At 71.7% G+C, this 20,341-nt stretch carries 18 protein-coding genes; 3 read left to right on the top strand and 15 right to left on the bottom strand.

Features of this window, described 5'->3' with window-relative positions; genetic code table 11:
• The first annotated feature begins 83 nt into the window (after positions 1-83).
• Positions 84-458, top strand: coding sequence for a PLDc N-terminal domain-containing protein (locus tag V5P93_RS14625; RefSeq protein WP_104476021.1), 375 nt, complete (start codon positions 84-86; stop codon positions 456-458).
• A 187-nt stretch (positions 459-645) separates the two neighbouring features.
• Here the strand turns inward: V5P93_RS14625 and V5P93_RS14620 are convergent, their stop codons facing one another.
• Positions 646-1,500, bottom strand: a complete 855-nt coding sequence (locus V5P93_RS14620) for a hypothetical protein (RefSeq protein ID WP_104476019.1) — start codon at positions 1,498-1,500, stop codon at positions 646-648.
• 448 nt (positions 1,501-1,948) lie between these two features.
• On the opposite strand from V5P93_RS14620, the gene V5P93_RS14615 reads away from it, so the two are divergent.
• Positions 1,949-2,854: a VCBS repeat-containing protein gene (locus V5P93_RS14615; RefSeq protein ID WP_146107874.1), complete on the top strand. Its 906-nt coding sequence runs from the start codon at positions 1,949-1,951 to the stop codon at positions 2,852-2,854.
• A 41-nt stretch (positions 2,855-2,895) separates the two neighbouring features.
• Here the strand turns inward: V5P93_RS14615 and V5P93_RS14610 are convergent, their stop codons facing one another.
• Together V5P93_RS14610 and V5P93_RS14605 are read right to left on the bottom strand one after the other, a co-directional pair.
• Positions 2,896-4,086 (bottom strand): MFS transporter, encoded by a 1,191-nt coding sequence (locus V5P93_RS14610; protein WP_146107873.1) that lies wholly within the window; start codon positions 4,084-4,086, stop codon positions 2,896-2,898.
• A 285-nt stretch (positions 4,087-4,371) separates the two neighbouring features.
• Positions 4,372-5,007, bottom strand: a complete 636-nt coding sequence (locus V5P93_RS14605; protein WP_104476013.1) for a hypothetical protein — start codon at positions 5,005-5,007, stop codon at positions 4,372-4,374.
• Positions 5,008-5,284: 277 nt separating this feature from the next.
• Here V5P93_RS14605 and V5P93_RS14600 point away from each other — a divergent pair, with 277 nt between their 5' ends.
• Entirely contained in the window at positions 5,285-6,211 is a 927-nt protein-coding gene (locus V5P93_RS14600; protein WP_104476011.1) for a 5'-3' exonuclease, read from the top strand.
• Here V5P93_RS14600 and V5P93_RS14595 read toward each other — a convergent pair.
• From V5P93_RS14595 to pafA, 12 genes are all read right to left on the bottom strand, one after another.
• Positions 6,208-8,094: a S8 family serine peptidase gene (locus tag V5P93_RS14595; protein ID WP_245930923.1), complete on the bottom strand. Its 1,887-nt coding sequence runs from the start codon at positions 8,092-8,094 to the stop codon at positions 6,208-6,210. The two genes, V5P93_RS14600 and V5P93_RS14595, sit on opposite strands and share 4 nt — an antisense overlap.
• A 199-nt stretch (positions 8,095-8,293) precedes the next feature.
• Positions 8,294-9,505 carry a GNAT family N-acetyltransferase gene (locus V5P93_RS14590; RefSeq protein ID WP_104476009.1) on the bottom strand — a complete coding sequence of 404 codons (1,212 nt, stop codon included), beginning with the start codon at positions 9,503-9,505 and terminating at the stop codon, positions 8,294-8,296.
• 87 nt (positions 9,506-9,592) lie between these two features.
• The gene (locus tag V5P93_RS14585) at positions 9,593-10,318 is read right to left on the bottom strand and encodes a DUF4333 domain-containing protein (protein ID WP_104476007.1); all 726 of its coding nucleotides are present in this window, start codon (positions 10,316-10,318) and stop codon (positions 9,593-9,595) included.
• Between the two features lie 142 nt (positions 10,319-10,460).
• The gene (locus V5P93_RS14580; RefSeq protein WP_104476005.1) at positions 10,461-13,274 is read right to left on the bottom strand and encodes an RNA helicase; all 2,814 of its coding nucleotides are present in this window, start codon (positions 13,272-13,274) and stop codon (positions 10,461-10,463) included.
• Between the two features lie 71 nt (positions 13,275-13,345).
• The gene (locus tag V5P93_RS14575; RefSeq protein ID WP_104476003.1) at positions 13,346-14,233 is read right to left on the bottom strand and encodes a YegS/Rv2252/BmrU family lipid kinase; all 888 of its coding nucleotides are present in this window, start codon (positions 14,231-14,233) and stop codon (positions 13,346-13,348) included.
• A gap of 63 nt (positions 14,234-14,296) precedes the next feature.
• Positions 14,297-15,226, bottom strand: a complete 930-nt coding sequence (gene tatC / locus V5P93_RS14570; protein WP_104476001.1) for a twin-arginine translocase subunit TatC — start codon at positions 15,224-15,226, stop codon at positions 14,297-14,299.
• 109 nt (positions 15,227-15,335) lie between these two features.
• On the bottom strand, positions 15,336-15,638 hold the full coding sequence (gene tatA / locus V5P93_RS14565) for a Sec-independent protein translocase subunit TatA (protein WP_245930921.1): 303 nt from the start codon (positions 15,636-15,638) through the stop codon (positions 15,336-15,338).
• Positions 15,635-15,880: a bacteriophage holin gene (locus V5P93_RS14560; protein ID WP_146107872.1), complete on the bottom strand. Its 246-nt coding sequence runs from the start codon at positions 15,878-15,880 to the stop codon at positions 15,635-15,637. The genes tatA and V5P93_RS14560 overlap by 4 nt, the downstream gene beginning before the upstream one ends.
• 63 nt (positions 15,881-15,943) lie before the next feature.
• Positions 15,944-16,918, bottom strand: a complete 975-nt coding sequence (locus V5P93_RS14555; protein WP_104475997.1) for a YafY family protein — start codon at positions 16,916-16,918, stop codon at positions 15,944-15,946.
• Entirely contained in the window at positions 16,915-17,898 is a 984-nt protein-coding gene (locus V5P93_RS14550; protein WP_104475995.1) for a YafY family protein, read from the bottom strand. Before V5P93_RS14550 ends, V5P93_RS14555 begins: the two co-directional genes overlap by 4 nt.
• Before the next feature lie 316 nt (positions 17,899-18,214).
• Positions 18,215-18,802, bottom strand: a complete 588-nt coding sequence (locus V5P93_RS14545; protein ID WP_104475993.1) for a GNAT family N-acetyltransferase — start codon at positions 18,800-18,802, stop codon at positions 18,215-18,217.
• Positions 18,803-18,843: 41 nt separating this feature from the next.
• Positions 18,844-20,202, bottom strand: coding sequence for a Pup--protein ligase (gene pafA / locus V5P93_RS14540; RefSeq protein WP_104475991.1), 1,359 nt, complete (start codon positions 20,200-20,202; stop codon positions 18,844-18,846).
• Positions 20,203-20,341 lie beyond the last annotated feature (139 nt).

The following is a 20,341-nucleotide window of genomic DNA, read 5'->3' as shown; positions in this document are numbered from 1 at the left end:
GCTCCCGACCGGCAACCGCCGGCCGGGGGTGCGTGGGCCTGCCCTACGATGTGCCGCGCTATCCATCATGGGGGTGATGTTCGATGTTGTACTTCGGGGGCCTTTTCGGCCTGTTCACCATGGGGCTGTGGATCTTCTGCCTGGTGGACGTGATCACCACACCGGAGGGGCTGACCAGGAACCTGCCCAAGATAGGCTGGTTGTTGATCGTGCTGATCCTGCCGCTGGTCGGGTCGGTGCTCTGGCTCGTCGCGGGCAGACCGCAAACCGAACGCCCGACGGTGTACCGCTCGCGCGGCGCGTACGAACGGCAGGCATCGTCCTTCCCGGAGTACGACCGGCCCGGCCGCTTCGCCGCCACCGACGCCGCGTCCGACGAGGAGTTCCTGCGCCGCTGCCGTGAGCGTGCCGAGGAGCAGCGCCGCAAGGCCCGCGGCGACACCGCGCCCGAGGCCTAGACGGTCGTTGCCGGGCCGCGCACGAGAGGTGCGCGGCCCGGCAACGGTCGAAGGCCCGGGCACGGGTGAACCGCCACCAGCGAACCAACCAAGGACCCGGGGCACGACCGAGCGGGCCTCGGCACGGGAACCGGCGTTGGTCGATCGGTGGGACAGCGGCACCCGACGGGGTCGGGTGCCACGGGGGTCAGCGGCTGAAGACCTGGATCTCGTTGATCCGAGCGAAGGCGGGCTGGTGGGAGGGGCCCACCTTGGCGAGGACGCGGACGCCGCGGGTTTCGCGGGCCGTGAACCGGACCGTGAGCAGGGTCGCCCGGTTGTAGTTGTACGTGGCGACGGTGTCCCACCAGGTCTCGCTCGGGTTCAGGACCTGCACGTCGAAGTCTCGCAGCTCGTAGCTGACCGTGGTCCAGAGCACGACACGGCTCACCGACCGGCGGGACAACCAGCGGACGGAGACCCAGGCGGGGAAGTCGGTGACGGGTTGGGCGGCGTCGTTGGTCCAGCTGGTGAGGCAGCTGAGGGCGGTGTCGGTGTTGCCGTCGTTGACGCGGGCGGGCTGGTAGCCGGGGAAGCTCGAGGAGGCGGCCGCGTAGCCGCCGCGGGCGATGTTCTCACCCGGCGGGTGGGGGACGCTGGTTACCGTCGGTGACTGCGGGGTGGTCGTCGACAGGGTGGGGGTCGACGGCGGCAAGGTCGGGGTTGACGGGGGCAGCGTGGGCGCGGTGGGGGTCGTCGGCGGCAGCGTGGGAGCTGTCGGGCGGGGGCCGGTCGGGCCGGATTGCGGCGGCGGGGTCGGGGTGGTCGTAGTGGTGCACGGCGGGTTGGGTGCCCACGTGGTGTTGGGGATCCAGGTCGATGTGGGGTTCGACGTGGTGGGGACCGTCGGGTCGGGGTTGCCGGGGCTCGGGGTGCTCGCGGCGAGGTCGGCCGCGCCCGTGGCGCGGGGGTCGGCGGTGGCGGACGGCACCAGCAGGGCCAGCAGGGTCACCCCGACCAGTCCGAGCGCGGCCGGGAGATACGTCTTGGCGGGGAGTCGCACCGGGTGTTCCTCTCGTCGCGGAAAACGGGAATTCACAGTGGAGCGGTGTCACATTCGGCGATAGGGGCAAAATAGCGCACGACCCTTTAGGCGGGCGGGATTCCGCCTAATCGACCCGATCGCGGAGTATCTCCGTCACCGCAACAATTGCGGAATCCCCAAGGAAAGGACCGGTGAGCGGATCACGGGAGCCGATCAAGAGTCCACAGTGGGTGATCAAATCCGCCCACCAGGGAGGAAAGACACCGCATCACGGACGGCCGCCCACCCCACCCGGTTGAGGCAGCGACCGGGAACAGGGTGTGCGCCACCGCTGCGATATTCGGGGGAATCAGCGGACACGGTGGTGTTAGGGCATTTCGACCGTGGCCCACCGAGACTCCCGCGCCCCTATCTTCGTGCCGTCCGGATTCACCGGACATCCGGCGATAAGCACGGAGAGCGAGAAATGAGACGACTCAGATCCATCTCGGTGGCGGGCGCGCTGGCCCTCGTGGCGGGCGCGGTGGCGCTGACGGGCGCGCCCGCGGCGGCGGAAGAGGTCGGCACGACGGCCGTGCAGAACGACTTCGTGGTGTGGCGGCCGTCCAACGGCACCTGGTACCGCCGCACCCAGTCGGGGGTGACCGCGTCGAGCCAGTGGGGGCTGGCGGGTGACGTCCCGGTCAGCGGCGACTACACCGGCGACGGCCGCAGCGACTACACGGTCTGGCGGCCCAGCAACGGCGTCTGGTACGTGAAGAACCGGATCACCGGCGTCACCTCGGCCACCCAGTGGGGCCTGGGCGGCGACGTGCCCGCCGCGGGCGACTACACCAACGACGGGCGCGGCGACTACACGGTCTGGCGACCCTCCAACGGGGTCTGGTACGTGAAGAACAGCGTCACCGGCGCCACGTCGTCGACCCAGTGGGGCACCGGCGGCGACGTGCCCGCCGCGGAGGACGTCAACGGCGACGGCGCCACCGACTACGTGGTCTGGCGCCCGAGCAACGGCACCTGGTACGTCAAGGACGCCGTCACCGGCGCCACCACCGCCACCCAGTGGGGCCTGGTCGGCGACATCCCCGTCCCCGGCGACCACACCGGCGACGGCCGCGCCGACTTCACCGTCTGGCGACCCTCCAACGGCGTCTGGTACGTCTACGACAGCGCCACCGGCAACACCACCGCCACGCAGTGGGGCCTCGCGGGCGACGTCCCGGTCTCCGGTGACTTCACCGACGACGCCCGCGACGACTACACGGTCTGGCGGCCGTCCAACGGCGTCTGGTACGTCAAGGACAGCGCCTCCGGCACCACCTCGTCGACCCAGTGGGGTCTACAGGGCGACGTCCCCGTCGCCTTCCGCTAGCTCCACAAGGGACAACGCGCCCCCCGGGCGCGTTGTCCCGCTCACGCCGACGCCGGGACCGCGGCGCGGTCCAGCCCGCGCCAGACCGGGAGGACGAACGGGATCGCGGTGATGACCAGGTACAGCACGCCGATGGCGGCGGCGGTCGAGTAGGCGCCGACGGTCTCCACGGCGAGTCCGCCGAGCAGGGCGCCCGCGGGGATCCCGCCGAGGGCACCGGCGTTGAGGACGCCGATGGCCATGGGGCGCATCTCGTCGGGGACGCGTTCGTACTGGGTGACCGACAGGATCGGGTTGAGCGCGCCGACCGCCACTCCGCACAGGGTCAGCACGACCAGGTGGGTGGCCAGGCTGGTCTGCACGGCGAGGACGGCGAACCGGGGCGCGCCGCTGATCAGGAAGGCCAGCAGGAACGTCTGCCTGCGGGGCAGCCGGGCGCCGATCCAGGCGAACGCGACGGTGCCCGCCAGCCCGCCCGCGGCGAAGAAGCCGAGCATGAGGCCGAGCGCGACGCTGCTGTCGAAGACCTGCTGGGCGTAGACGGGCAGCAGCACCGACATCCAGGCGGCGTCGAGCAGGTTGAGCAGGACCAGCAGCCACAGGATGGCCCGCATGAGGCGGTCGTCGCGCAGGTAGTCGAGTCCGCCGCGCAACCGGTGCAGGTACCCGGTGGCGGCGCGGCCACCCGGCGAGGAGGGCACGAGGGCGGCGACCAGGACGGCGGAGAGCACGAAGGTCGTCGCGTCGATGATCAGGACCGCACCCGGGCCGAAGCCCGCGATGAGCACGCCCGCCAGTGGCGCGCCGAGCATCCGGGCGCCCCTGGAGGCGCCGTCGTAGGCGCCCGCCCCGCGTTCGGCGGGGATGCCCGCGCGGGCGACGAGCGCGGGCATCATCGACGCGCGGGCCATGGTGCCGGGTGAGGTGAGCAGACCGACGAGTGCGGTCAGCAGGAGCAGCACGCCGAACGGCAGGCCGACGGTGGCCCACAGCAACGGGATGGCGCCGACCGCGGCCGCGCCGCAGAGGTCGGAGAGCGCCGAGCTCACCCGGCGCCCGAGCCGGTCGACCAAGGGGGCGCCCAGGAGCGCGGCCGCGGCCGTGCCCGCCATCTCGACCCCGGCGACCAACCCGGTTTTCGCGGCGCTGCCGGTGGTCTGCAAAACGAACCACGGGACCGCCAGCACCGACATGGCGGACCCGCACAACGACAGCGCATTGGCGCTGAGCAAGGCAATCAGCGGACCCCGACTCACCACTCCCCCTTGCCGCAACGAAAAGCGTCCGGGGTCCAACAGACCAAACCCGGCAGGCACGATCAAGGACAACTGCCGGACCACCCCCGGTTCCCGGCCGTCAACCCGAGCAAATCACCCACCCACACCCCACCAAGCCCACAAGTCCCACCAGCCACGGCCGTTCGGACGAGCCCCCACCCCGTCCTTGAGCCGCAAAAGCAGCGACAAGGCCCACCGACCACGGACACCGCGTCCGCAGAGGCCCGCTCCCGGCAGGGACTAGGAGCAGCCGGTGCCGTCGCCGAGGCGGTGCACGACCACCTTCGCGAGGGGCGTCACGCGTTCCGCCCGGAGACGCTCCACGCTGAGCGCCTCGGGCTCGCCGTGGGACACGAAGTCCGAAATCCGGCGGTCGCCGGGGATGGAATACACGTACAACAGGACGTAGGCAGCCTCGTCCGCCGATGTCCCCAGCACGAGAGGGGCACCGGTCTTCCATTGGCCGCCCTCCGCAATCGCTTCCCGGGAAATGTAGTGGAAGATGCCGTCTGGACGCATCATCCCCACTCCGAACGCGATCTTCTCGCCCGCCTTCGGAATGGCATTCGCCAGCACACCGACACACCTGCCGACCGCCTGACCGTCCGCAGGAGCGACGATTCCGGTCGCCGTTGCCCGGCTCGACGCGCCGGACGAGGTGGCGGGCTGAGCCGTCACCAGCAGGGTGGTGCTGAGGGTGGTCGCGACCAGCCCCAGGTCCAGCACCACCCGCCAGACGTTTCGCCACGAACTCGTGTAGTGCGCCGGGTCGCGCCGGTAGAGATGTAGAAGCGCGAAGAGCGACGCGAACACCACCACCAGCGAAATGAGCAACGCGACAACCGAATTGGCCAGCGAGTTCGCCAGCAGGGACACGGTACTGGCGATACCTCCGACAAGACCGAGCGGGGAGAAGTTGACGGGTGGGCGATCTGGCTCCGATTTCGGTGAACCCCCGGCAGAGCCACTGGATGCCACTTCGTCGGTCATGACGCCTCCGCTGGTGCGTTGCCCTGACACCGGGGAGACGCGCCGGGTGACCACGCGCGACGCCCATGACCGCTCGCCGACGAATTCCGGCCGGCGCACCGTGGCCCGTCCGGGGCGGCGTGGCTGGTGGGGGCTGTCGGAGGGGTGTGGGAGGCTCACTGTTGTGAGTGGACCACTTGTGCTCCTGGACTCGGCCAGTCTCTACTTCCGGTCGTTCTTCGCGCTGCCCGAGTCGATGACCTCGCCCGACGGTGTGCCCGTCAACGCGGTTCGGGGGTTCGCGGGGATGATCGCGCAGATCCTCGCCGACCGGCGGCCCGGGCGGTTGGTGGCCTGTCTGGACGCGGACTGGCGGCCCGCGTTCCGGGTTGAGGCGATCCCCAGCTACAAGGCGCAGCGGGTGGCCGAGGAGGCGCCCGCGGGTGATGTCGAGGTCGTGCCGGACACGTTGACCCCGCAGGTGCCGATCATCCTCGACCTGCTCGACGCCCTCGGCATCGCGACGGCCCAGGCGCGGGGTTACGAGGCCGACGACGTCATCGGCACCCTCGCCCACCGCGAGGCCGGGGCGGCCGTCGAGATCGTCACCGGCGACCGCGACCTGTTCCAGTGCGTCCGCGACGAGCCGACGGCCGTGCGGGTGGTCTACGTCGGGCGCGGGTGGGCCAAGGCCGAGGTGGTCGGGCCCCAGGAACTGGCCGACCGCTACGGGCTGCCCGCCGAGGGGCTCGCCTACGCCGACATGGCCGTCCTGCGCGGCGACCCGTCCGACGGCCTGCCCGGCATCACCGGCATCGGCGAGAAGACCGCCGCCAAGCTCATCACCAAGTTCGGTTCCCTCGCCGCCCTCGTCGAGGCCGCCCAGGCAGGCTCCAAGGACGTCCCGCCCAAGGTGCGGCTGGCCTTCGAGGCCGACGCCGACTACCTGTCCAAGGCGCCGCTGGTGGTGCGGGTGGCCACGGACATCGAGATCGAGGCGACCGGGACACCCGAGGTGCCGCACGCCGTCGACCTCGACCGCGTGCGGCACCTGCAGGAGCGCTGGGCCCTCGGCTCGGCCGTGGACCGGCTGCTCAAGGCCCTGGGTTAGCTGACGTTCAACGCCGTGTCGTCGAGGTCGAACGCGGTGGGGCCGCCGTCGTTCTCACCGCTGTAGAACGAGAACCGCACCGTCTGCCCGGCCATCGAGCCGACGTCGTAGGTGCGCTGCACCCACCCCGGTTTGCCGTCCAGGTTCGAGATCACGGCGAGCCGCTTGGTGCCCGCGGTGACCGTGAGGGTGTCGACCGGGCCCGACGACGCGGGTTCCGCGGTCGTGGTGCGCACCCAGAACGAGAACGTGGTGTACGGGCAGTCCGCCGGGATCGCGACCTCCTGCGACAGCGAGTCGTCCCACGAGAAACCCGCCCCGGCGAAGTACGCCGCCCAGGTGCCCGTGCGGGGCTTGTCGTCGCCGGAGCTCGTGGTGATCAGCAGGGTCCGGCTCTTGTCCCAGCCGTTGCCGACCTCGCGGCCGTCCTCGAACCCGGGGTTGCGGAACTTCTGCCCCTTCGACGAGCACTGCCACCCCGGCGGCGTGGTGAACATCCGGAACGTCACCGCACCCGTGCGGTTGTTCTTGTCCTTGGCTGTCACGCTCACCGACCGGTTGACCACGGTCGTGGTCGGGGTCCCCGAGATCAGCCCGGTAGTCGCGTTCAGCGTCAGACCGGGCGGCAGCGCGGTCGTCGTCCACGTGTACGGCGCCGTGCCGCCGACCACCGACAGCTGCGTGCTCATCGGCGTCCCCACGCGACCCGCCCGCACCCCGGGGTCGTTGACGAACGGGTACCCCGGCCGGTACCCGGTGTTGACGACCAGCAGCCGGTTCGGCGACCCCTGCGGGTCGGTCACCACGTCCTTGGTCGCGTCGATCAGCATCCCGGCGGAGAGCTGCGCGGGCGTCAGCCCGGGGTCGCGGGCCAGCAGCAGCGCCGCCGCGCCCGTCACGTGCGGGGTCGCCATCGACGTGCCGCTGAGCAGGTCGAAGTCCTGGTTGTAGCCCGAACTGGCCGACCAGATGTACTCCCCCGGCGCGAACAGGTCCACACAGGACCCGTAGTTGGAGAACGACGAGCGCTGGTCGCCGTCGTTCACCGCGCCCACAGTCAACGCCTCCGGCACCAGCGCGGGTGAATGCCGGCAGGCGTCCTCGTCCTGGTTGCCCGCCGCGACCGCCACCAGCACGCCGTCGGCGATGACCCGCTTGACCGCGTTCTCCATCACCAGGTCCGGCGCGTCCCCGCCGAGGCTCATGTTCGCCACCGCCGGGCCGGAGACGTGGTTGGCCGCCACCCAGTCCAGCCCGGCCGCCACGCTCTCGCTGGTGCCCGAGCCGTCGCAGTCGAGGACCTTGACCGCGACCAGCTTCACACCCTTGGCCACGCCGTACTCGGTGCCGCCGATGGTGCCCGAGACGTGCGTGCCGTGGCCGTCGCAGTCCTCGTCCTTGCCGTCGCCGATGGTGTTGGTGCCCCAGACCGCCCGCCCGCCGAAGTCGTCGTGGGTGATCCGGATGCCGGTGTCGACGACGTAGGCGGTGACGCCGGTGGCCTTGGTGGAGTAGTGGTACGTGTGGTCCAGCGGGCCGAAACGCTGGTCGATCCGGTCCAGCCCCCACGACGACGGCCGGTCCTGCTCGTCGGCCTTGCGCACCACCCGGTTCTGCTGCACGTACGCCACCGCCGGGTCCGCGGCCAGCCGCCGCGCCGACCGCTCGTCCAGCTTCGCGGCGAACCCGCGCAGCGCGTGGTCGTACCGGTGGGTGACGGTCCCGGAGTACTTGCGCGCCAAGCGGTCCGAGTCCGCCGCCACCCCGTCCTTGAACACCGCGATGTAACTACCCGCGACGGCGCCGGGCGTACCCGCGCCCACCACCTCCGCCATGGCCGGTGGCGCGACCCCCACCGTCGCACCGGCCACCAGCGCCGTCACGGTTAACCAAGCCCCGGGTCTGAACTTCGCCCGCATAGAGGGACCTCCCTGCCCGTGTCTGTGGACAACGAGCCGAAGGCTAGGTCTGGCGAAGATCACGGGACGGCGGATTCGCTTGCGGTTACCCCGGTTGCGCCTCCCACGACACCAAGGAGCACTCGAACGGCCGCGCAAACAACGCGCAGCCGGACCAACCCGATCAGAAGAACGTCCCGCTCCAGGGCTCCCCGGCCGTCCCGAACACGACATCCGCCCTGGCCGCCGCGCCCGGCACCCGTTCGCGCACCCGGCCGATGCCCGCGAGCGCGCCCGCCCGCCAGCCGCCCAGGTACAGCATCGAGAGCACCTCCAGGTCCACGGCGATCTCGGCGGGCTCCTCGGTGCGCACCGCACCGTCCGCGCCGACCCGGTAGCGCCCGGAGTTGGCGGGCAGCACTGGGTCATCGACCTCCACGACGACCGAACCCGGGCCGTAGGTGCGCGCGGCCAGCGCCGCGGGCACGTCCACCAGCCGGACCCACAGGTCCGTGCGGATCTCGGTCGCGGTGATCCCGCGCGGGTCGACCAGCATCGCCGGGACCGGCTCGTCCACCGGCCGCGCCCACAACACCAGCTCGGCCACCAGGTCGATGCCCAGCACGTACCGCCACAGCGCGTTGGCGACCTCCTGGGACGCCGACACCACGTCCTCCACCGACACCCGCGCGCCCTCGCCCGGACTGCCCGCGGTGGTGCGGTACGCGACGAAACCGTCGTCGCCGTCGGGACCCCGGTGCACCGCGACGCGCAGGAACTCACCGGCCCGGAACGGCCGGTCGTAGTTGAGCCGCCACCACTGCGGCGGCCTGGCCATCGTGCCGACGCGGCCCCGCCCGACCCGCTCGTAGATCGCGGACACCACCGCCGGAACCGCCTCCGGCACGGAGATGTCCAGCATCCGCACCTCGCCACCGGACGGCACCTCCGGCCGCAGGCTCGTCTGCCGGGCGTCGAAGGCGTACTTCACGAACCGGGACGCCACGCCGTAGCCGAAGCGCCCGTAGATGCCCGGTTCGGTGGCCCGCAGACCGGCGAACAGCTCACCGCGCTCGGCGCACTCCCGCAGCTGGGCCGTCATCAGCCGGCGCAGCACCCCGCGCCTGCGGAAATCAGAGCTGACCCCGACCCGGGTGACCGCCGCCATCGGGCACACCCGCCCGCCGGGCACGACCAGGTCCGACGACCACGCCATGGTCGTGCCGACCAGCCGCCCGTCGGCGTACGCGCCCCAGGTGCGGCCCGGCTCGTACGAGTCGGCCACCCACTCCCACTCCTGCTCGGTGGGCGGCGCGTAGTGCACGGCGCCCCGGAACAGGGTCGCGGCGGCGCGCAGGTCGGCGTCGGGCACGCGGCGGATCTCGATGTCACCCATCCGGGCATCGTGCCCTCGAACGCGACGGGCGCGCGAGTCGATTTCCGACCCGCGCGCCCGTGCCCGTCCGTCCTCTGTGGTCGCCCGCTACTTGCTGCTCGGCGGGGCGACCTCGTACTCGCCGTTGTCGTTGCGGACGGTGATGTTCACCGTCTGCTTCTCACCGGAGATGACCACGTCGCAGGTGAAGTGGTTGTCCTTCTTCACTTCCTGCTTCGCCGGGCAGGTGACCGAGTCGACGTTCTCGATGCTGTACTTCTCGGTCAGGATCGACTTCACGCCGGTCTGCACGGCCGCGTTGTCGAAGACCTTCTTGTTCAGGAAGCCCGGGGTGACGAAGCCCAGCACCGCGCCCGCGCCCGCCAGCACGACGAGCACCGCGACCAGGATCCAGATCCACGCGCCGCCGCGCTTCTTCTCCTCCGGCGGCGACCCCTGGTAGCCGGGCTGCTGGAACTGGCCGTACGGCTGCTGCTGGCCATAACCCTGGTTCGGGTCTTGGCCGTAGCCCGGGTACTGCTGGGTGGGCTGCGGCTGGCCGTAGCCGTACTGCTGGTTCGGGTCCGGCTGCCCGTACGCCTGGTTGGGGTCGGGCTGGCCGTACTGCTGCTGGTTGGGATCGGGCTGACCGTAGCCCTGGTTCGGGTCCGGCTGGCCGTAGGGCTGCTGGCCGTACCCGGGGGCACCGTACTGTCCACCCTGCGCGGGGAAACCCCCGGACGGGGTCCCGGTGGGCGGTCCGCCGTAGGGCTGCTGGCCCCACTGCTGCTGCGGGTCCTGCTGCCCGCCGGACGGCCCGTAGGGGCTGCTCATTTCACGCCTCCGCCAAATAGGGGTACCGCCGCCTTGCACACCATTGGGCGCGATCCAACCACAGTCTGACAGCACCGCCACACCCAACCCGGTCGGTGTGTCTTACCCGTTGGATTCCCACCGATGTTCCCACCGAACCGGGTCACGCGGTGGCCAAAGCCACCACGCCACGCCGGATGCCGCGAACCGCCTCGCCCGCGGCCTTGCCGACGGGGTCGCCCGGCGCGACCACGTCCCGGATCTGGTCCAGCAGGTCGATCACCTGCCTGCACCAGCGCACGAAGTCGCCCGCCGACAGCTCCTGACCGGCCGAGTCCGCCGCCGTGATGACCTTCTCCAGCGACTCGCCGCGCACCCACCGGTAGACCGTCCAGGCGAACCCGGCGTCCGGCTGGCGGGTGCGGTCCTCCAGGCGGTGGTGGCGCTCGTCGGACTCCAGGTCGGCCCACAGCCGCGCGGTGGCGGTCAACGCGTCGGTGACCGCGCCGCCGGGCACCCGCGCCTCGATCGGCCCGTCCCGGCGCGCCTCGTAGACCAGCGACGACACCACCGCGGCCAGCTCCGCCGGGCCCAGCCCCGCCCACACGCCGTGCCGCAGGCACTCCGCGGCCAGCAGGTCGCACTCGCTGTAGAGCCGGGCCAACCGCCTGCCGTGCTCGGTGACCACCTGCTCGCCCTGCTGGTCCCCGGTGCCCGGCGCCAGGTAGCCGCGGTCGGCCAGCAGCGCCCGGATCCGGTCGAACGAACGGGCCAGCGAGTGCGTGGTCGCCGCGACCTTGCGCTCCACCTGCTCGGTCTCGGCCAGCAGCCGGTGGTGGCGCTCGGCCCAGCGGGCGTGCGCCTCCCGGTCCTGGCAGCCGTGGCAGGGGTGCGCGCGCATGGCCCGGCGCAGCGCGGCCAGTTCGGCGTCGTCGTCGGAACCGGAGCGGCGCCGCTCGCGGGCGGGCACCTCGATGCCGGTGGCGCGCAGCGTGGCCGCCAGTTCCCGGCGGGACTTCGGTGATCGGATGTCGACCTGCCTGGGCAGCCGCACCCGGCCGAGCGCGGTGACCGGCGCCGGGAAGTCCGACACCGACAGCCGCCCGGCCCAGCGGTCCTCGGTGACCACCAGGGGACGCGGCTCGCCCATCGGGTCGAGCCCCGGGTCGATCACGATGGCCAGCCCGGACCGGCGGCCCGCGGGCACCGCGATGACGTCGCCCTTGCGCAGCGCCTCGAGCGACCGCGCGGCCTCCGAGCGCCGCACCGCGCTGTTCTGCCGCGACAGGAACTTCTCCCGGTCGGAGATCTTGCGGCGCAGCGTCGCGTACTCGGTGAAGTCGCCGAGGTGGCAGGTCATCGACTCGGCGTAGCCCGCCAGCGCCTCCTGGTTGCGCTCCAGCCGCCGCGCCAGGCCGACCACCGACCGGTCGGCCTGGAACTGGGCGAACGACTGCTCCAGGATCTCACGTGCCTGCCGGGCGCCGAGCCGGTCGACCAGGTTGACGGCCATGTTGTAGCCGGGCCGGAACGACGAGCGCAGCGGGTACGTGCGGGTCGAGGCCAGGCCGGCGACCTGCTTGGGGTCCACGCCCGGCTGCCAGATCACCACGGCGTGGCCCTCGACGTCGATGCCGCGCCGCCCGGCGCGGCCGGTGAGCTGGGTGTACTCCCCCGGCGTCAGCTCGACGTGCGCCTCGCCGTTGTACTTGACCAGCCGCTCCAGCACCACGGTGCGGGCGGGCATGTTGATGCCCAGGGCCAGCGTCTCGGTGGCGAACACCGCCTTCACCAGGCCGCGGACGAACAGCTCCTCCACGGTCTCCTTGAACGCGGGCAGCAGACCGGCGTGGTGCCCGGCGAACCCGCGCTCCAGCGCTTCCCGCCACTCCCAGAAGCCCAGCACCGTCAGGTCGGCGTCGGGCAGGTCCCTGGTCTTGGAGTCGACGACGCGCCGCACCTCGGCGACCTCGTCCTCGGAGTTGAGCCGCAGCCCGGACCGCACGCACTGGGCGACCGCGGCCTCGCAGCCCGCGCGGCTGAACACGAACACGATCCCGGGCAGCAGCCCGGCGGCGTCCAACCGCTCGATGACCTCGACCCGCGACGGCGGCTTGAACCGCGGCCCCCGGGGACCGGCCGCGCGGCCGCCCTTGGCGCGCGGGTTGTGCCACGGCGCGTGCACCCGGCCGACCTCCTCGGTGCGGCGCACCAGGTGCGGGTTGATCCGCGCCTCGCCGTCCGGGCCCTCGCCCGCGAACAGGTCCAGCATCCGGCCGCCGACCAGCATGTGCTGCCACAGCGGCACCGGCCGGTGCTCGTCGACCACCACGGTGGTGTCGCCGCGCACGGCCAGCAGCCACTCGCCGAACTCCTCGGCGTTGCTCACCGTGGCCGAGAGGCTCACCAGGTTCACCCACTCCGGGAGGTGCAGGATCACCTCCTCCCAGACCGCGCCGCGGAAGCGGTCGGCGAGGTAGTGCACCTCGTCCATGACCACGTAGCCGAGCCCCTCGAGCGCGGCGGACTCCGCGTAGAGCATGTTGCGCAGCACCTCGGTGGTCATGACCACCACGGGCGCGTTGCCGTTGACGGCCGTGTCACCGGTGAGCAGCCCGACCGCCTTGGGCCCGTAGCGGGCCGTCAGGTCGGCGAACTTCTGGTTCGACAGCGCCTTGATCGGGGTGGTGTAGAAGCACTTGCGGCCCTCGGACAGGGCGAGGTGCACGGCGAACTCGCCGACCACCGTCTTCCCCGCGCCGGTGGGCGCGCAAACCAGGACCCCGTGGCCGTCCTCCAGCGCCGCGCACGCGTTCGCCTGGAAGGGGTCGAGGTCGAAGGACAGCTCGGCGGTGAACTCCGCCAGCTTGGGGTTGGCCGATCGTCTCCGGGCCGCGGAGTAGGCCTCGGCCGGACTGACCGGGCGCCCCTCGGTTTCGTGCTGGTCGGCCCCGGAGTGGGGGGAACTGGCGGACACGTCCCCAAGACTTCCACATCACCCCGACAGCCGTCGCGCGATCTTTTCGAGATGTGCCTGCCGCCGGTGCCTCAGCCGATCAGTTCGACGGCTCCCGGCACGCAATCCACCGCCGCGGGCAGCGGCCCGATCCGGTCACCGTCGGCGTAGGCCACCCAGCCGTTGTCCGGGCCCAGCTCGACCCGGCGCGCCCGCAGGGTGCGGACGAAGCGGTGCCGCACGTGGTCGCCGGTGCGCAGGGTCGGCAGGATCCGGAGCAGGTCGAGCCTGCTCGCGCGCTCGACCAGGGTGACGTCGAGGAACCCGTCGGCGGGGTCGGCGGAGGGGCAGACGGGGATGCCGCCGCCGTAGAAGCGGGTGTTGCCGACCGCGACCATGGTCGCTTCCAGCTCCAGCCGCTCGGTCTCGGTCTCGACGCCCAGCTCGCGAGGCCGCAGCCGGGCCAGTTCGGCGACGATGGCCAGGTCGTAGCGGCGCCTGCCGTGCGGCCACCGCATCCGGTTGACGCGCTCGTTGACCGCCGAGTCGAAGCCCGCGCACAGCACGCTGGCGAACCAGGGCCCGCCCGCGACCCGACCGAGGTCGATCCGGCGCCGCGCGCCCGAGGCGATGGCCGCCGCCACCGCGTCCGCCGCGGCCAGCGGCTCCACGGGGCCGCCGAGGGCCCGCGCCAGGTCGTTGCCGGTTCCGGCGGGCACCACGGCCAAGGCGACGTCGTGGTCGGCGCAGAACTGCACACCCTGGTGGACGGAGCCGTCGCCGCCGAGCACCACGAGGACGTCGAGCCCGGTGTCCCGGGCCCGCACCATCAGCGACCGCGCCTCGGCGACCGTGTCGGCCGCGACGACCGTGAGGTGGTCCGCCACCTCGCGGATCCGCGCCTCGACCTCCGCCGCGGCGCGCGCGGCGGCGCCGTGGCCCGAACCGGGGTGCACCGCCAGCGCGGCCCGAACGCCCATGAACCCAACTCCCGCCCGGCCGAACCGGTCATCTCGACCGATCCGACCCGGCGGGCCGTCAGGTCACGTCACGTCGTCGAACCCGCTCTTCTCGGGCTTGTCGGCCGGAGGCCTCTCCGGTGTCGAGTCACCGACGACGGTATCCACCGGCAGCGGTGAGCGCTCCACCGGCTCCGTGTGGAAGGTCATCGGCGTGGCCTCGTCGTCGGACAGGCCCGCCGACGGGTCGTCCGCCAGTTCGCGCCGCGCCTTGCGCTTGTCGTGGACCCGCGCGAGCTGGATCGCGAACTCCACCAGCACCGTCATCGCGACCGCCAGCGCGACCATCGACACCGGGTCCGTGCCGGGCGTGGCGAACGCCGCGAACACGAACAAGCCGAAGATGATCCCGCGCCGGTGCTTGCTGAGCAGCTCGTAGGTCAGCATGCCGACCCGGTTCAGCATGACGATCAGCAGCGGCACCTCGAAGCTGACGCCGAAGATCAACAGCATGACCAGGACGAACGAGATGTACGAGCTCGCGCTCAGCGCCGTGATGAAGGTGTCGCCGCCGAAGCTGACCAGCACCGACAGGCCCTGCGGGATGACGAAGAACGCCAGCACGCCGCCGGTGATGAACAGCAGGGACGCGCACACCACGAACGTCGAGGCGAACCGCTTCTCCTTGGCGTACAGGCCGGGCGTGATGAACGCCCACACCTGGTACAGCCACAGGGGCGCGGTCAGCACCATGCCCGCAGCGACGCCGACCTTGAAGTTGACCATGAACGCCTCGAACGGCTGCGACTGGAACAGCTGGCACTTGCCGTTCGGGGAGAACCGGACCTCAGGGGGGAGTGCGCAGTACGGGTCGAGCAGGATGCGGCCCAGCGAGGGGACGGGACCCATCGGCACGGCGTACCAGATGAACCCGAACACACTGCCGAGCATGATGAACAGGGCTGCCCAGCCGAGCCGGTTGCGCAGCTCGTAGAGGTGATCGCGCAGGGACATCGTGCCGTCGGGGTTGTGCCGACGGCTGTGCAACCTGCGGCGCTCTCGACGAGTGCCACCGACCCGGCGCTGGGCTTCTTCGCCAGCCACCGTGGGGACCGGACCTCTCTCAGCCCGCGTTCTTCTGCGCCTGTTGCTGGTTCAGCTTCCGCTGCAGCTCATCGATCTCGGCGCGCATCTGCTCGGGGGTCTGCTCCGGCTTCGCGGCGTTGAGCTGCGCCTGCGCCGCGGCGGGCTGCGCCTTCTCGGCGACCTCGTTGCCGTCCTCGTCGTGGCGCATGCCCTTGGTCTCGGCCTTCAGGATGCGCATCGACTGCCCGAGGGACCGCGCCATCTGCGGCATCTTGCGCGCGCCGAAGAGCAGCACGACCACCACCGCGATGATCAGGATTTCCCATGGACCCAGGTTCACGACCGTCCTCCAGTCTCGCCTCGCGCCGCCGATTCTACGCGACGCGCGGGCATTCGATCAGCCACCGCTATCCGCACGGCGGCGGAACGCGCACGCAGCAGCCCTGTTTCGGCACCGAACGCGCCCTTCGCTGCCGCGAGGACGGCACGGGTACGGCCCAGCCCACGCGCGGTGCGCGCCAGGAAGAACCCCAGCAGCGCGAACCCGATCAGGAGCAGCGCCGCACTCGGCAGGTAAGGCACGAGCGGACTCTACCTCCCGGTGGGTAACCGGGCACAGAGCCACGGGCATGGGAAAAGTGGTGTTCAGATGTCCGCGAGGTGGCGGTCGATCCGCCGCACCGCCGCCGCAGCCTGCTCGCGGAGGGTCGCCGCGAGCTCCGCGGGCTCGTCAACCCGCACGTCACCGCCCATGCCGAGCAGCAACCGCACGATCCACGAGGTGTCCGAGTAGCGCATCCGGACCCGGAGCCTGCCCCCGGGCAGTTCCTCGACGTCCTCGACGGGGTAGTACTCGGCGACCCAGCGGGCGTCCGGGTGCAGCACCAGGACCGCCGAGCGCTGGTCGGGGGTGGCCTGGAAGAGGCCGTCGGTGGTGTCGATGGGCCGCGCGTACGGCGGCGGGGCGGCGGGCTCGTCGAGCACCTCCACCTCGTCCACGCGGTCGAGCCGGAACAGCCGCACCGCCTCGGCCCGGCGGCACCACGCCTCCAGGTAGGCCCGGCCCTGCACGATCAGCACCCGCATCGGGTCGACCACGCGGTCGGTGACCTCGTCCTTGGAGACGGTGTAGTAAGTGATGCGCAGCGCCTTGCGCGACTGCAACGCGGACTGCGCGACCCCGCGCACCCGCGCCGCGCTCTCGCCCTCCCGCACGCCCAGGCCGACCGCGACGCCGCCGGGGCGCGCTTGGCCCGCGGCGGCCTCGATCTTGGCCACGGCGCGGCGGATGGCGTCCGCGTCGGCCACGCCGGGGGCGTCGAGCAGCGCGCGCAGCGCCACGAGCAGGGCCGTGGCCTCGGCGCCGGTGAGCCGCAGCGGCTTGCGCAGGCCCGCGTCGAAGGCGACGGTGACGGTGTCCTCGTCGAAGGAGATGTCGATGAGGTCGCCGGGGCCGTAGCCGGGCAGACCGCACATCCACAGCAGCTCGAGGTCCTTGCGCAGCTGCTTGGCGGGCACCCCGAAGTCATCGGCGGCGTCGTCGATCCGCACGCCCGGGTGGGCGAGCAGGTAGGGCACAAGTGCCAGCAGCCTCGGCAGCCGCTCCTGCGCCGCGGTCACAACGCCCCCTCCGCCGCGGCGATCAGCCGCTCGCGCACCGACTTGGCCAGGATCTCCGGCTCCAGCACCAGCGCGTCCGCGCCGTAGCCCGCGATCCAGGTCGCGGCGCTGTCCGGGTAGAGCAGGTCGATCTCGATCAGGTCGCCCTGGACGCCGTCGACCTCGCGGACCCCGACGACCTTCGCGCGCCTGCGCAACCCGGCGGCGCGGCCGTCGGCCACCCAGAGCAGCGCGGGCGCGGCCTGCGGCGGCTCACCGCCGACGGTGTTGGTGTTCGCGACGAAGGCCATCAGGTCGACGTCGTCCGGTCTGCGGACCACCCCGGGCTTGCCGAGCTTGCGCACCTCGCCGACGACGCGGGAGAGGCGGAAGCAGCGGGGCGCGCGGCGGTCGCGGTCGTGGCCGACGACGTACCAGCGACCGCGCCACGACACGACGCCCCAGGGTTCGAGGACCCGTTCGCGCAGTTCGGCGGGCGAGGGGCGGCGGTAGTCGAAGGCGACGGCCTGCCCAGCCTGGACGGCGGCGAGCAGCGGGCCGAAGGCGGGTTCGGTGGTGCGGACCTTGGACTCGACCACGGTGGGGGCGGCCTGGTCGACGTCGACCCCGGCCGCGCGGAGCTTGAGCAGGGCGCCGTGGGCGGCGCCGGTCAGCTCCGGGGAGTCCCAGAGCCGGACGGCCAGCGCCACGGCGGCGGCCTCGTCGGGCTCCAGGTCGATCTCCCCGAGCTCGTAGTCCCGGCGGGCGATCCGGTACCCGTCCACGGCGTCGAACGCCGAGGTGCGGCCGACCTCGAGCGGGATCCCCAGCTCCCGCAGCTCGGTCTTGTCCCGCTCGAAGGTCCGGAAGAAGGCCTCGTCGGTCGGGGCGTCGGCGTACCCGGGCACGATGCCCCGGATCCGCTCGGCACTGAGGTACTGGCGCGTGGACAGCAGGCACAGCACCAGATTCACAAGGCGCTCGGCGCGTGCGACGGACACCCGCGCACCATAACGCCCCAGCTCCCGCGACCGACACCCGCCACACCCGAACACACGTGCGAAATCCTGACAACTTCGAAGGGTGGGGTTCAAGTGACGCCGAGTAGTCAAATCCCCGTCTTCATGGCGCTTTGCAGTCACCACCCACCCAACCGCCACAACACCTCCTCCGACAGCACACCGCCGTCTACCCACCACCGCCCCCACCCGACCACTCCTCCTCACCTCCACCCATACCCATTATCTGGATAGCCGATAATTGATTTTGCTTACATGGCTCACTGAGCATGACGACCCAGGGGAGGTGATCAGGACGTCAGGCCGTGCGGGCGCGCCACTCCGACCGGGTCACGCGCCAGCGGATGTCGATGCCGTCCTCGCCGGGGCTCAGCGGCTCCGTGGTCTGCGGCTCGCGGGCCACCTCGCGGAAGCCGAGGCGCCGCGGGATTCGTCTGCTGCGCTCGTTCGCCGTGTCGTGCAGGATCTCGACCCGGTCGACGTCCGGCATGGCGAACGCCGTCTCGACCAGGGTCGCCGCGGCGCGGGTGGCCAGGCCCGCGCCCACGTGGGCCGGGTGCAGCCAGTAGCCGACCTCCAAGCCGCCGGGGCCGATCCGGGCCATCAGGCTGCACCCGCCCGCCAGCTCCCCGCCGACGAACAGGCTGTACTCGAACTCCGACCCCGCCTCCCACGACCGCGACATCGCGGCCAGGTACTCGCGGGCCGCGCCGAGGTCGTAGTCCCCCTGCGCCCACGCCATCCACGGCCGCAGGTGCTCGCGCGCCTCCGCGACGACCCGGACCAGGTCCGCGGCCGAGTCCGGGGTCTTGCGCCGCAGCTCGAAGCCCTCCCCCACCAGCAGTTCGGGGGGACGGGTCGCGGGCGTGAAGAGCGGGCGGGCCATGCCGGGATGGTCCCGACCCGGCCCGCCCGCGAGCAACAGGTTTACAGCGACGCGATGAGCCGCTCCACGCGCTCGTCCACGGCCCGGAACGGGTCCTTGCACAGCACGGTCCGCTGGGCCTGGTCGTTGAGCTTCAAGTGGACCCAGTCCACGGTGAAGTCCCGCCCGGCCTGCTGGGCCGCCGCGATGAAGTCGCCGCGCAGCTTGGCCCGGGTGGTCTGCGGCGGGGTGTCCTTCGCGGCCTCGATCTCGCCGTCGTCGGTGACCCGCTCGACCAGGTCCTTGCGCTGGAGCAGGTCGAAGATGCCCCGGCCGCGGCGGATGTCGTGGTAGGCGAGGTCGAGCTGCGCGATCCGCGGGCTGGACAGGTCCAGGTCGTGCTTGGCCCGGTACCGCTCCACCAGCCGGTGCTTGATCGCCCAGTCGATCTCGCGGTCGATCCGGGACAGGTCCTGGGCCTCCACCGCGTCCAGCACCTTGCCCCACATCTCCACGACCCGCGTGCCCATCGGGTCCGGGGACCGCCGGGCGACGTGCTCGACGGCCTTGGCGTGGTACTCGCGCTGGATGTCGAGCGCCGAGGCCTCGCGCCCGCCCGCCAGCCGCACCGGCTTGCGGCCGGTGAGGTCGTGGCTGATCTCGCGGATGGCGCGGATGGGGTTGTCCAGGCTGAAGTCCCGGAACTGCACCCCGTCCTCGATCATCTCCAGCACCAGGTTCGCGGTGCCGACCTTGAGCAGCGTGGTGCTCTCGGACATGTTCGAGTCGCCCACGATGACGTGCAGCCGCCGGTAGCGCTCGGCGTCGGCGTGCGGCTCGTCGCGGGTGTTGATGATCGGCCGGGACCGGGTGGTGGCGCTGGAGACGCCCTCCCAGATGTGCTCGGCGCGCTGCGAGAGGCAGTACACCGCCCCGCGCGGGGTCTGCAGGACCTTGCCCGCCCCGCAGATGAGCTGCCGGGTGACCAGGAACGGCAACAGCACGTCGGCGATCCTGGAGAACTCGCCTGCCCGGGTGACCAGGAAGTTCTCGTGGCACCCGTAGGAGTTGCCCGCCGAGTCGGTGTTGTTCTTGAAGAGGAAGATGTCACCGCCGATGCCCTCGTCGGCCAGCCTGCGCTCGGCGTCGACGAGCAGGTCCTCCAGGATCCGCTCCCCCGCCTTGTCGTGGGTGACCAGTTGCACGAGGTCGTCGCATTCCGCGGTCGCGTACTCCGGGTGCGATCCGACGTCCAGGTAGAGGCGTGAACCGTTGCGCAGGAACACGTTCGAGGAACGCCCCCACGAAACCACCCGCCGGAACAGGTACCGCGCGACCTCGTCCGGCGACAGCCGCCGCTGTCCGTGGAACGTACAGGTCACGCCGAACTCGGTCTCGATGCCGAAGATCCGCCGCTGCATCCTCTCAGCGTAGGCGCAAAGCGCTCCCAGGACCGTGCGCCGTTCGGGGTGGTCCACATTCCGTTATCGAGCGGACGGTAACCGGGCGTTCACCAGGGACGGCCCGCGCGGCGGACGGGTCGGGTTTCGGGTTGAATCT

Source organism: Actinokineospora auranticolor (genome assembly GCF_041897805.1).
GTDB classification, from domain to species: Bacteria; Actinomycetota; Actinomycetes; order Mycobacteriales; family Pseudonocardiaceae; genus Actinokineospora; species Actinokineospora auranticolor.
The sequence above is the reverse complement of the archived record's forward strand: the minus strand, read 5'-3'. Positions and strand labels throughout refer to the sequence as shown.

Coding starts and splice junctions, on each gene's coding strand:
- pafA (WP_104475991.1), bottom strand. CDS start 20,202: ATGCAGCGGCGGATCTTCGGCATCGAGACCGAGTTCGGCGTGACCTGT.
- tatC (WP_104476001.1), bottom strand. CDS start 15,226: ATGTCCCTGCGCGATCACCTCTACGAGCTGCGCAACCGGCTCGGCTGG.
- V5P93_RS14615 (WP_146107874.1), top strand. CDS start 1,949: ATGAGACGACTCAGATCCATCTCGGTGGCGGGCGCGCTGGCCCTCGTG.
- V5P93_RS14545 (WP_104475993.1), bottom strand. CDS start 18,802: ATGGCCCGCCCGCTCTTCACGCCCGCGACCCGTCCCCCCGAACTGCTG.
- V5P93_RS14575 (WP_104476003.1), bottom strand. CDS start 14,233: ATGGGCGTTCGGGCCGCGCTGGCGGTGCACCCCGGTTCGGGCCACGGC.
- V5P93_RS14590 (WP_104476009.1), bottom strand. CDS start 9,505: ATGGGTGACATCGAGATCCGCCGCGTGCCCGACGCCGACCTGCGCGCC.
- V5P93_RS14625 (WP_104476021.1), top strand. CDS start 84: ATGTTGTACTTCGGGGGCCTTTTCGGCCTGTTCACCATGGGGCTGTGG.
- V5P93_RS14585 (WP_104476007.1), bottom strand. CDS start 10,318: ATGAGCAGCCCCTACGGGCCGTCCGGCGGGCAGCAGGACCCGCAGCAG.